Below are 13110 nucleotides of genomic sequence, written 5' to 3' on the forward strand. Positions count from 1 at the left end.
TATGTTTGACCTGCCGCATAGCCTTGGCACTAGTAGATTTGTAATACTCTGTGGCTAAATGTGTTATTTCGTTGCGAAGTGCTGGTTTACAGGTGTGTGTTTGATGTTCAAAGTTCTACAAATAGTGATGCAGCTAGTGCTGTTAAGTACATTTAGCTCGTTGTCTTTTGCGGATAACCTGCAAACTAATACACTGACAACCGATGAGGCTAAGTGGGTTTTACAGCAAGGTGGCACTTTGCGCTTAGGTGTTGCTTATGTACCGCCCCATACGATGGAAAAGGATGAGTCGGGTCGCTATCGTGGCGTAGCAATGGATTTTTTACACCTACTAGAGTCTAGAATTGGCATTCATTTCGAGCCAGTCTATTTCCCATCATATAGTGCGGTATTGCAGGCGGCGAAAAATAAGCAAATTGATGTTGTATTTGCGGTTTCCTATACAGATGAGCGTGCAAATTACTTGTCTTTTACCCAGCCTTATACCTTTCTTGCAAATAAAATACTGGTGCAAAAAACATCACCTCGGTATGACAGCTTAGATCAATTGTCTGGGAAAAGTGTTGCGGTGATTCGCGGCACAGCGATGAATGCACACCTTAAAAATAATTATCCTGATATTCAGCTTGTTGAACTAAAAAGCTCAAGAGATGTTGTCATTGCACTTGCGGCGGGTAATGTTGATGCTGGTATCTCAGTTGTTGCCAGTGCTTGGCCCCATATCAAGGCAGAGGGTATCAGCAATATAGAAGTGGTTGGCGATACTCACTTTCATTATGCAGTGAGCTTTGGTAGCCGGAAAGATTGGCCTATTTTGGCTACTGTGCTTGAGAAAGGGCTGCTACAGATTACGGAAGCGGAAAGGGATCAAATCCATCGACGTTGGCTTTATCCTGATCGAACAGATGGTGTAAGCCTAGATCTGGTGGTCAGATATGCCTCTATTACTGGGGGTATTATTGCATTATGTATGATGCTGTTTGGTATGTACTGGATTCGTCGTCTGCGTTTAGAGGTCAAACATCGCGAAAAGGTCGAACAAGCACTGCGTAACAGTGAGCAGAGGTTTGAGCTGGCTATTCGAGGAACCAACGATGGTATTTGGGACTGGGATCTGTTGTCTGATGAGATTTATCTTGCACCTAGGGTTCAAGAAATACTGTCCTCTTATGCCATCAGTTCAGATGGGCTTGTGCATAAAGGTATTAATCACTGGATAGACCGCATTAATGCTAGTGAGCAAGAAAAAGTACAGCAGGCCATTGATCAACATCTGGCCTTTAAACAACCTTTGGATATTGAGTATCGGTTAAAAAATGACCTAAATGAATGGATTTGGGTGCGTATGCGTGGTCAGGCCTTATGGAACGAGCGCAATGAACCTATTCGTTTTTGTGGTTCTATCATGGACATTACGCAGCGCAAACGAGCAGAAGATGAAGTGCTTAGGCTTGCTTACTTCGATAATTTAACCGGTATTGCTAACCGAGAACGCTTTAAAATTAGCCTACAAGGTGCAGTGAATAATCTGAATAGCGCATCGCAGTCATTCGCTTTATTTTTTATTGACTTAGATCGCTTCAAAACAATTAACGATACGCTTGGACACCGTATTGGTGATCAGCTATTGCGCCATATTGCGCAAAAGCTACGCACTTTGTTACCACCCTCTAGTGTGTTGGGTCGCTTGGATGGTGATGAGTTTGCTGTTCTGTTGGAGCAGCCTTATGACCGCTCAGATTTGGCGGCACTGGCACAAGAAATATTAGATGCAATTGCTACTCCCTTGCGCATTGAGGGCAATGACATTCACTCCTCTGCTAGTATAGGGATTAGTTGGAATACAGCACCTTCTTGTCAGGTGGATGAGGTGATGGAGCATGCTGATGTTGCTTTGTCTGAGGTGAAGAAAACACAGCGTGGGCGCTATTGCTTCCATACACAAGAGATGACAGAGCGTGTCGCAGAGGCGAATGCTCTGGCGCAAGATTTAGAACATGCGCAAGCGAATAACGAGCTATTTTTGGTATTTCAACCGCAAGTCAGTTTGTTAACAGAGCGAGTCATCGGTTGTGAAGCGTTGTTGCGCTGGCATCACCCTACAAGAGGTATGGTATCACCTGCACAGTTTATTCCCGTTGCAGAGGAGCGGGGTATTATTCATGAAATGGGTGACTGGGTTTTAGTGCAAGCTTGTAAACAAGCAAAACGTTGGTTGGATGAGGGTGTGGCTTTTGGTCAGATTGGTGTAAATGTTTCGTCATTACAGCTGTTAGATACAGGGTTTGTTGAACGTGTTGCCCGTGTATTAGAGGAAAGCGCTGTTCCTGCCTGTTATATAGAACTTGAAATTACCGAAACAGTACTGATGCAGGATATCTCTTTGGCAGAAGATGCCATGCGCGCTTTAAATCGTTTGGGCATCACCTTTTCAATTGATGACTTTGGTACGGGTTACTCGTCGTTACGTTATCTGCATCGGCTACCAATTGAGCGCTTGAAGTTGGCTCAAGAGTTTGTGCGAGATTTAAGCCCAGATGAAGAAGTGGCTGTGATTTCGGCGGCATTACAGCTGGGTCGTAACTTGAATATTCCGGTAATTGCTGAGGGTATTGAAACGCTGGATCAGTTTGCTCTACTACGTGGGCAGGGTTGTGATGAGGGGCAGGGGTATCTGTTTGCCAAACCGATGTTGCCCGCAGACTTCAAGCAATTTGTGCAGGTTAGTGAGCTTAAAGGTGTGATACCAGAAGCATCAGCTGCTCAGCTGATGGTCAGCTAAACTGACATCAACTCAAGCTCTTTCATTGAGGCTATGTAAAGAGCTTGAGCTCGACACTTAAAAGCGTTTCATGCCTTCCGGCCATTGGCCGGAAAATATCGCAGTACTTTTGTTCAGGTATTTAAATGTTTTAGGCTAAAGCTGAATCGCTTGATTGATTGCGAAACCTAGCCGCTCAATATTATTCGCATTGATACCCGCAACATTGATACGACCAGTATCAACGGCATAGATGCCATGCTGCTCGCGTAGGAAAAGCACCTCTTCCTTGCTTAAACCTGAATATGAGAACATGCCTTTTTGCTCAGCAATAAAGCTGAAGTCTCTGCTACAGTTGATCTCTTTTAGATGCTTAACCAGTGTCGTACGCATTAAACGAATACGGTCACGCATCTCTGCTAATTCAGCCTCCCACTGCTGGCGCAAGGTATTGTCAGATAATATAGTGCATACAATTGCTGCACCATGAGCGGGAGGATTTGAGTAGTTCGCTCTAATACAGTTGGCCACTTGGCTCATGGTTTTTTGATTGGCTTCTGATGTCTCAGTTATAACACTTAACGCACCTACGCGTTCGTTATATAGGCCAAAATTCTTTGAGCAAGAGGTAGTAATCAAAGCCTCTGGACATTGCTCAACCAATAAACGCAGACCTTGTACGTCTTCTTCTAAGCCTTCGCCAAAGCCCTGATAAGCACAGTCAATTAAAGGAACAACACCACGCTCAGCAACTGCTTTGCTAATTTGTTGCCACTGGCTAAAGCTTGGGTCAATCCCAGTAGGATTGTGGCAGCTTGCATGCAATAGAATAACATCGCCAGCAGTCATCTGGGTTATACAGGCTAACATTTGGTCTATTGCTAGAGCGTTACGCTGAGCATCGTAATAAGGGTAAGTACGTACCTCTACACCTGAGCCTGCAAAAACATGAAAGTGGTTAGACCAGGTAGGGTCGCTAACCCAGATCTTGGCTTCAGGTTTAACCGCGTTGATTAGATCACCTGCAACTCGTAGTGCACCTGTGCCTCCTGGTGTTTGAGCGGTAGCGATACGTCCGGAACCAATAAGCGGATGATTTTCACCTAACATCAGTTTTTGTAATAAAGGAGCCAGCTCTGGTGATCCCGTTGCGCCAATATAGCCTTTGCTGAGTTCATGGGCCAGTAAGTATGATTCAGCTTGTTTAACAACCTTTAATATTGGCGTGTTACCTGTGTCATCTTTGTAGACACCAACCCCTAAGTCGATTTTGTTTGGATTAGGGTCGTTTTTAAAGGCTACCATTAAAGCCAATAGTGCATCGCCCGGAATCGCTTTAACTTGCTCAAACATGATGCATCTGCTCCTGTTAATAAAATCAAATGCGCGCTTTTCGCCACAAAATAGTGCTCAATACTAGCCCTAATTGAGGCAGCTAAACCTAAAAATTAAGTGTTAACGGCTTGAATGAAGAGAGTTTGTCTGTAAATAAAATCTGACAGGTGGTGAATGGCTTGATTATTGCTGCTTTCAAAGAGGATGGCTGTAATTAAACTGATACAACTATGAATAAGAAAAACTCAGCTAAGACGATGAGTACTAGCTCACAAAACCTGAATTAAAGTGATATTCGTAATACATTGATAATCCCATACATTGATTTAGGTCTGTACTTCTTTATAGGCACTGTTGTTAGACTGATGGTCAACAATAAAAGGCATGGATATTGCGCATTGCTCAGGGATGATCTTACTGCATATTAAGATTAGGGCGGCTACTGAACAATGAAATTACAGTACAAGCTTTACATCGGCTTAACAGCCATTTTAGGTATTTTACTGATTATAGGTGGCTTGATTTTGGCTCAGGAGGGTCAGAAACGCGAAGCAACCGAACGCTTAATGACATTGTATAGGCCAGCTCAAGCATCCGCCGAAGGTTTGGTGACGGCTTTTTCACAGTTTAACTCAGGAGTTACTTCTGGTTTAAACCCGAGTGTTGACGACCCGAGCAAGGTAATGGTTCAGTCGATACAGCTTTTCAATGAGCATCTAGGCCAACTATCTTCTCTGACACAACTTATACCCTTTAAACAAAGTTTCTCTATTGAGGCTATTGATCAACAGTTTGATGAGGTCTCATTTTTGGGGCTATCGGTTGTTAACCAATATCGAGAGCTAATACAACAGCAACGTGTTTTAGAAGGCCAAGTCGAGTCTCTAATTGCGCAGTTGGGTAGCGTGTCTGGTCAGCGTTACCCAGATACCTTATTAATGCAGCGTGATTTACTTAAGCTGAGCTTGTTCATTGCTTCACCTTTGCATCGTTCAGAATTGTATGACGCAAATCGTTTATTGCAGTTAGAAAATCAATTGGTGAGGCGTATTAAGGCTATTCAAGCAGATTCTGAGCTGAGCTACCTACTTGATATGACAGAAATGGGGTATGGGCTTGGTGAAGTACGCACACTTTATGCGCGTATTATTAATGTATTCAACACCTTCTATGTGAAGCGTAATCAATACGAGCAGGCACAGCAGAGGATGCAACAGCTATTAGAGGCAGCCAATAAGGTTGTAAATAGCAATGGTGCTCAGGCATTAAACCAGTTGCAGGCGATTACAAAAAATAGCACTCATATTGAATATGTACTGATTCCCTTGGGGATTATTATTGCTGGGTTGTTGGCCTATCAAACTGCATCAAGAATTCGAAAGCCGTTAGAGCAGCTATTAGAGGCGACACGTTTTGCACAGCAAGGTGATTTCTCGTACCGAATTGAAATAGAGTCTTCCGATGAAGTCGCCCGCTTAGCGCATCATTTTAATGAGATGATGGATAGGCTTGGCTCGATTACAGTTTCTAGAAGCTACTTGCAGCAAGTACTTGATACAGTCTTGCATGCGGTTATCGTTGTGGATGATGACTTCAAAATGAAGTTTATTAATACGACAGCAGCCACTTATTTTCCTAATAAGGCTCAGGTTGGTGCTTCTATTTTTAACTGTAGAACTGACGAAGGCGCTTTCTTACTAAATGAGCCAGATCGTTGTTTATTAAGAGAAAAAGGAGAGCTTTTAGGTTTAGAGAAACCAATACGTTTAGTGTCTGGTCAGCGGCTTATAGTGGCAATGAATGTGGCACGTTTGTCATTGAATGAAAGCCAGCATTGGGTCATTACGTTGCACGATATTACGGCAATTAAAAATGCTCAGCGTAGCCTAAATCTGTATGCCAAGATATTTGAAACCTCTAATGATGCCATTGTGATTTCAAATAAACACAACGTGATCGAGCAGGTAAACCCTGCCTTTACACAAATTACGGGTTATAGCGCAGATGACGTGGTCAATCAGAACCCTAATATACTCAGTTCAGGTAAGCAGGATCGAGACTTTTACAAGAAAATGTGGGGCGAGCTGCTGATGTATGGACGTTGGCAGGGGGAGATATGGAATCGTAGAAAATCTGGTGAAGCTTATGCTGAATGGTTATCTATAGTCGCTATTCATAATGAATATGGCTTGATTGAGCGTTTTGTAGGTGTCTTCAGTGATATTACTCAGCGTAAGGAAGCAGAACAGTTAATCCATCGTCAGGCTAATTATGATGCTCTAACAGAACTACCCAATCGACGCCTTTTTTGGGATCGACTGGCTCAGGCGCTTTTACAGTCAGATGCTTCTCAACAGGGCGTGGCGCTACTGTATGTTGATTTAGATGGCTTTAAACCCGTAAATGACACCTATGGTCATGAGTATGGTGATTTGCTACTGAAGCATGTAGCCGATAATTTGAAGGCATTGGTCAAAAATACTGACACGGTGGCACGTTTGGGTGGTGATGAGTTTGCGATCCTACTACCTGCATTTGATCGGGACAAGTTAGAAGGGCTGGCAGGTAAAATTGTCCATGATTTAATGCAGCCAATAGAGATTAAAGGTAAGCAGATCTATATTGGTGCAAGCGTTGGTATTAGTACTTATCCTGATATTGCGCAAAGCCAAGAGCAACTGATACATCAAGCTGACTCGGCAATGTACTACGTGAAGGCGGCCAATAAAAATAACTATGCTGTTTATGATGAGCAGATGGAATTACTTGCTAGCCAACGGATGCAGCTAGAACAAGACCTTAATAGCGCCGTTGATAATCAACAGCTTGAGGTTATTTTTCAGCCTATGTTTGATGTGAAAAGTAATCGTATTGTTTGTGCGGAGGCACTATTACGCTGGCAGCATCCAGAAAAAGGCCAAATCATGCCGGATGTTTTTATCCCAATAGCTGAAGAAAGTGGCTTGATTCAGCACATTGGTCACTGGGTATTGAGAGAGGTTTGTAGGCTGGCGGTATTACAGATGTCAGAGGTTGGCTTTGTAAAGGTTGCAGTCAACATCTCACCGAAGCAGTTTATGCAGCCTGATTTTGTTTCTGGTTTAGCGCAGATATTGAACGAAACAGGATTCCCCGCAGAATACTTGGAGCTTGAAATTACAGAGCGCTTGATCTTTGATGAGCTAGCAGCTACTTCTGTTGTGATGCAAAAACTTGCTGATTTAGGGGTGAGTATTGCCATTGATGATTTCGGAATTGGCTATGCGACCTTGAATGATCTTAAGCGCTTCCCTGTTAAAGAGCTAAAGTTTGACCGTAGTTTTATCAAAGAGATTCGTCGAAGCCACGACGATCAAACAATGATTAGAGCCTTAGCAGATATGGCACACCAGATGGGGATGAAAGTTGTTGCCGAGGGTGTAGAAGATTTGCCAAGCCTTGATTTACTTAAAGCAGCAGGTTGTGATTTGGTTCAAGGCTTTGTCTATCACGAAGCGATGAGCATGACCTCTTTGGTGCGGTTGCTTGATCAGCAAAATACGCAGCCCAATAGTAACAACAAGTATCCCAGTGCTTAATGAGCACTTAAAATGATTAAGCCCACAGATGTGGGCTTAATTTTATAGCTTATACACAATATGGATTTTGTGGATTATCTGGCTGATACGCCAGTTCCTACCTCTAGCTCATCTAGCCAATCTAAGAAACGCTGTACATCTCGACCCTTGAATATCGCTCCATGCTGTGGTGCTAAATACTCAATTTCGAGCTGGCGTACACGACGTACCCAGTCTTTTTTGGCACGATTTGATGGCATCCAACGCTGATGGAATAGACGCATTTTATCCACATGGGCATCAAAGTCTTCAACAAATAAAGGTGCATTGTCAGGCAGCAATGCAGCACCAATATCTCCACTCATCAAAATCTTGGCTTGTGGGTCATAGACACTGAAATTACCAGAAGAGTGCATATAGTGTGCAGGAATAAACTGTAGCTCAACTTCATCTAAACGAATACTTTTGCCTTCGTCTGGCAATGGATTATAACGAATGCTGTTACAGCCGAAATGACGTAGAAAGCCTTCCCATAACCAAGGGGCATATAGTTCAGCATGAGGCAGTGTTTTATCCCATAAACCAAGAGAGGAGATAATGTCAGGGTCTTGGTGTGAGGCAAACAGATGGGTAATCTGGTTAATCGGGACATGATGTACAACCGCCGCTAACATAGCGGAGAATAGCTCAATACCACCCGGATCTAGCATGATCGCATGATTGGTGGTTTTGATCATATATTGGTTGGTATCAATGATCTTGCTTGGACGCTCTTCATCTCGACCAAACACCAGCCATTCATGGCTGCGACTTTCATGTAGTTTGACAACTTTCATCATTCGTATCCGTGCTGCTGAATAGTTTGCTTGTCCGATTAACGCTCAAGAGAGCGGCGGCATTTGCTGGCAATATGTTTAATGCGGTTAGCGGCTTTTTCGAGCTTGATCACAATCCCCTCTAGGCTAGCTTGGTAGCTGTCAGCCGCAGTTGCAGCCTCTAATCTTGAGGTTGCTGTTACCACGTTGGCGGCAAGCATGCGGGATTCAATTTCATCTAATAACTCAAATAATTTGCGCATGTGCCGGCGTAGTTGCATCGCTTGTTGATGATGAGTGTTGGATGCCTCGGCAGCAATAGTATCAATGGTATCGCCATAGGGGGCTAAGCTGGCTTTTTGTTGTGCGCGCTTAAAACGATTGTGTGCATCCGAGCTGTGCAGCTCAGCAAGTGAGGTGCGCGACAACACTAGGGCTTCACGGTTGATCTCTTTTACAAGCCAAATGGTGTCATTGGCTAGCTCAACCATAAAGTCTGTGATGGGTTTGAAGGTTCTAACATTGTCTCCCGCTCTTGCTACTAATGCTTTGGCATTCATGGCTTCAAGAGAAATGTTCTTAGCTTCCGTTAATACAACGCTCAATTCAGCTGCTACTGTGGCGGCATTGATAAAGAAGTGAGCGCTATTCTTTCTATTTGAGTGCATCCTGAACAACCATTCTGTTGTTGCTGAGAAATATCCTGTTGCGCTTAATTATGGTGAGCTGTCGGTCAGATGACAACTTTTACCTGTGCGAAAGCCTCTTTTATTTATGCTATCCGTAAGATGTTCTTTTTAAATAAGCAACATTGGTTTATCTGGTCTATTTTAGAAGCTGTATTAGAGGAAAACACTCAATAGAAATAAAAACTCTATTGATTAGTTTTTATTGCACGACGAAAGTATTATTCTTCAACTAAGGTCTGGTGTCGCGTTGCCTCATCAGAGAAAAATAATAAACCGCTCGAAGTAAAATACCCTTGCTTTGATGCTGACGGCCAAAAGCTGTTGAGGTCATGATGTCGAATCAAACTTTTGCGTTAGGTAGCAAGTTGCTACGCCCTGTAATTATCACAACGGTTGTCTTGGCCGTGGTGCAGACATTACTTTTTGTTTCTCTGACTCGGTCAGGTGGCCATAATTTGGTACAAGAAGTTAGTGCTAAGTTAAGTGCAGAAAATGGAAAAGTTTCAACAGAATTGAGTCATGCCAGTGATCGCGTAAACAGCCGTATCAATGAAATGGCTGAAGGCGTATCGGTTAAACTGGCTGCAAATCTTAAACAGCAGCTCGATCAAGAGAAAATGGCAACGGTAAAGTTGCTTGAAAACTCATTATTAGACACCTCACGCAATATGGCTGTGCTGCTGGCAGCCGTAGCTCCTCAAGCAATCTGGGATCGAGATACACCACAGCTTACTCAGTATGTAAAGATGGCGCATGAAAGTGGACATGTGGTTTTTGCCGGTTATTACGATAGCTTTGGCAAGCGCATGACCCGATACCTAGATCGTAAGAACGAACTCGTTAAAGAACTTATGGCACAAGGTGGCGAAGGTGCTGCACTTGATCGTGTGATTGCCGCGGCAAAAAGTCATCCCCGTGTGATGTTAATTGAGCAGCCTATTAGCCCAAGCGGCGCTGAGATTGGCCGTTTTGTGCTGGGCGTTAGCCGTGATACGGTAATATCTAATACTGAAAAAATGGAGTCAGGCTTTAATACGCTGACGAAAAACAGCATTGACTCAGTTAAAACCAGTTTGACTGAAGGTGCTAGTAAAACCGTTGCTGACCTGCAAACCCGTTTAGATGCTATTCAGTCTCACAATGATGGCGCACGCCAAGCCACTGAGAATCATATTGAAAATGCTTCAACCGATATGGTTGAACAGATGACTATAGTATCTCTGGTCAGTGCTCTAGTCTTAACCGTTGTATTAGTATTTGTTTTATCGGTTCGTATTTTGAACCGTGTGAATATCTTAACGGATGCATTGTCTGATCTATCAGAGGGTGAGGGTGACCTGACGCGTCGTATCAGTGTGAAAGGTAGTGATGAAATCGCTTTAATGGCGGAGAAAGTGAATCACTTTGTACATGCCATTCAAGTAATTGTTGGCGATGTGCAATCTGTTGCTAAGCATACAACGGGGGTAGTTGATGCGATGCATCACAGTAATTTACAAGCCTCAGATGCTTCTAGCCGCCAGCAACAGGCCGTTGAACTGGCAACTGCCGCAGTGGCTCATATTGCCGATAGTGTTGCCGAAGTTGGTAGCAGTATTACGCATACCCTGCAAAATGTGGACAAGATTCGTACCGAAACAGGTCAAAGCGCTTCTATTTCTAGGCAAGTGCGTCACGATATTGAAGCCTTAGTAAAAGATGTGCAAACAACAGCAGAGGTGATCAATACCTTAGCAAGCCAAAGTGATCAAATTGGCGATGTTTTGGACATGATCAAAGCCATTGCTGAACAAACCAATTTACTGGCATTGAATGCTGCAATTGAGGCGGCACGAGCAGGTGAAAGTGGTCGAGGCTTTGCTGTAGTTGCGGATGAGGTCAGAACTTTAGCGAGTAGAACTCAGCAATCAACAGAAGAGATTGAGTTGAAAATTGATCAATTACAAGCAGGGGCTAAGCAAGCAGTACAGGCTATTAATGATGCCGGAGAGATGGCGAAGCGCAGTATTGCAGCTATTCGTCAGTCAGATGAGCGCCTTGCTAATGTAAATGAGTCAGTTGCAGACCTACACGCGATGTCGAGTGATATGACGCGGATGACACAAGAGCAAGCACAGCGTACAGAGAGTATGACTGCAAGCTTAGAGCAAATTTTTACCGAGTCTCATATTACCTCGGATGCGGTAGGTAAAGCTGCTCAAACTAGCCAAACTTTAGAACAGCTTGCCCATGAGTTAGGCCAGAAAGTAGGTCGCTTTAAAGTTTAGAGTAAGTCTGATAATAGATCTGTGGTTTGAGCCCCGTTGTTGATTAAGACCAACAACGGGGCTTTTATTTTGGCTTTAAAGCTTAGTTTTCTATCAGGTCTAAATTGACAGGGCTGTTAGTTTCGATATTGGCACAGACTCTTTTGCCTATCAGTTGATCAAGGTATTTAGGTGCAGCGCCATACCCTGGGCGTACACTGCGAATATGATGCGGCTGAATGATTTCACCTGCTTTCAATGCTGCCACAAAATAGAGCGAGCGTCTGAACTGTACGTTGCCGACTTCACTTGATTTGCGCCCATAATCCACTTGTCCCAAAGCTTGCCAAGCTGTTTTGCTATTCTGGCAAAGTGCTTTTAACTCAGCAGGCTCTAAAGAGAAACTGTCGTCAGGGCCTCCGCCATTACGGTCAAGCGTGAAGTGCTTTTCTATAATAGAGGCTCCAAGAGCAACGCTGGTAATTGCAGTGGTGTTATCAAGAGTATGATCGGATAAGCCTGTGACCAAACCAAACTGCTTGATCATGTCAGGAATGGTACGCAAATTGTAGTCTTCTGCGGGTGCCGGATAACCGCTGACGCAATGCAATATTGCTAGCTCCTGACAGCCTGCGCTTTTAGCCGTGTCTACTGCCTCCGCAATTTCCTCTAAGTTTGCCATACCTGTGGAGATGATCATGGGTTTGCCCGTTTGCGCAACGTAGCGAATCAAGGGTAGGTCAATCGCCTCAAAACTGGCTATTTTATACGCGGGCGCATTAAGATCTTCTAGCAGATCAACCGCTGTGTGATCAAAGGGCGAGCTAAACATTGTGATGCCTAGTTTAGCCGCATGGTCAAACAGGGGCTTGTGCCAATCCCAAGGTGTGTGTGCTTCTTGATAAAGCTCATATAGGCTGCGGCCATCCCAAAGCCCACCTTCAATTTTGAACTCAGGTCGATCACAATTTAACGTGATGGTATCGGCAGTGTAGGTTTGCAATTTAACGGCATCCGCGCCTGCGAGTTTGGCTTGCTCAATAATTTTAAAAGCGGTTTCGATAGAGCCGTTATGATTGGCGGATAGTTCTGCGATGACATAAGGCGTATCTGCCGCTGAAATACGTCGATTGGCGATGGTAATTGCAGGCTGCTTAGACATTAAATAGGGTGCTCCGGTGTTGAGTACTGTGACGACCACTCTGAGGCTAATAAGCCAAAACAAGCAATGTCGTGGAACTGGGATTGTTGTGCATCAAAAAACTGATCTTTTAACAAGCCTTCTTGTCGAAAGCCCATTTTTAAATGAAAGCGAATTGATTTGTCATTAAAACCCAATGCCTCACCACAGATTTTATGTAGTTTTAAAGTGTTAAAGGCATAGTTCAAAGCCGATTGGCCCAGCAGGCTGCCCACGCCTTTTTTTGCATCAGGGGCTAAGTAAAAACCCCAGTCAGCAATTTTTCGATTCTTATGTTCGGTAAAATTAACAAAGCCAAATGGCTTACCTTCTTGTTCAACAATCAGAGGGTGGCGCTCTGGATTATTTTGGCAGCTCAAAAACCATTGTTGGTGCTCTTCTGGTTTTATAGGGTGCTGGCTATACATATAGCGACGCACTTCAGGGTGATTACGCCAATCCAATATTAAAGCCAAATCCTCTTGCTCTAATGGGCGAACGGTTACTGCTTGTTTCTCTATCATGGG

Annotated in this window: 8 protein-coding genes; 3 read left to right on the plus strand and 5 right to left on the minus strand. The window is 43.8% G+C overall.

Going from position 1 to position 13110, the window contains the following annotated elements:
• Positions 1-103 precede the first annotated feature (103 nt).
• Positions 104-2782 (plus strand): EAL domain-containing protein, encoded by a 2679-nt coding sequence (locus tag B5D26_RS11885; protein ID WP_159445656.1) that lies wholly within the window; start codon positions 104-106, stop codon positions 2780-2782.
• 135 nt (positions 2783-2917) lie between these two features.
• On the opposite strand, the gene B5D26_RS11890 is transcribed toward B5D26_RS11885, so the two are convergent.
• Positions 2918-4114, minus strand: coding sequence for an amino acid aminotransferase (locus B5D26_RS11890; protein WP_078745951.1), 1197 nt, complete (start codon positions 4112-4114; stop codon positions 2918-2920).
• A gap of 431 nt (positions 4115-4545) precedes the next feature.
• Between B5D26_RS11890 and B5D26_RS11895 the strand changes: the two genes are divergently transcribed.
• Complete coding sequence (locus B5D26_RS11895) at positions 4546-7674, plus strand: EAL domain-containing protein (RefSeq protein ID WP_078745952.1); 3129 nt, start codon at positions 4546-4548, stop codon at positions 7672-7674.
• Between the two features lie 74 nt (positions 7675-7748).
• Here the strand turns inward: B5D26_RS11895 and B5D26_RS11900 are convergent, their stop codons facing one another.
• Positions 7749-8492: an oxygen-binding di-iron domain-containing protein gene (locus B5D26_RS11900; RefSeq protein WP_234985289.1), complete on the minus strand. Its 744-nt coding sequence runs from the start codon at positions 8490-8492 to the stop codon at positions 7749-7751.
• A gap of 35 nt (positions 8493-8527) precedes the next feature.
• Positions 8528-9136, minus strand: coding sequence for a hypothetical protein (locus tag B5D26_RS11905; protein WP_078745954.1), 609 nt, complete (start codon positions 9134-9136; stop codon positions 8528-8530).
• Positions 9137-9489: 353 nt separating this feature from the next.
• Between B5D26_RS11905 and B5D26_RS11910 the strand changes: the two genes are divergently transcribed.
• Positions 9490-11424 (plus strand): methyl-accepting chemotaxis protein, encoded by a 1935-nt coding sequence (locus tag B5D26_RS11910; protein ID WP_159445657.1) that lies wholly within the window; start codon positions 9490-9492, stop codon positions 11422-11424.
• Positions 11425-11506: 82 nt separating this feature from the next.
• On the opposite strand, the gene pseI is transcribed toward B5D26_RS11910, so the two are convergent.
• Entirely contained in the window at positions 11507-12565 is a 1059-nt protein-coding gene (gene pseI / locus B5D26_RS11915; protein ID WP_078745956.1) for a pseudaminic acid synthase, read from the minus strand.
• A complete protein-coding gene (pseH, locus tag B5D26_RS11920) occupies positions 12565-13107 on the minus strand; it encodes a UDP-4-amino-4,6-dideoxy-N-acetyl-beta-L-altrosamine N-acetyltransferase (RefSeq protein WP_078745957.1) in 543 nt (180 codons plus the stop codon). Before pseH ends, pseI begins: the two co-directional genes overlap by 1 nt.
• Positions 13108-13110: the final 3 nt, after the last annotated feature.

This window comes from Oceanospirillum multiglobuliferum (assembly GCF_900167095.1).
Classification (GTDB): domain Bacteria; phylum Pseudomonadota; class Gammaproteobacteria; order Pseudomonadales; family Halomonadaceae; genus Oceanospirillum; species Oceanospirillum multiglobuliferum.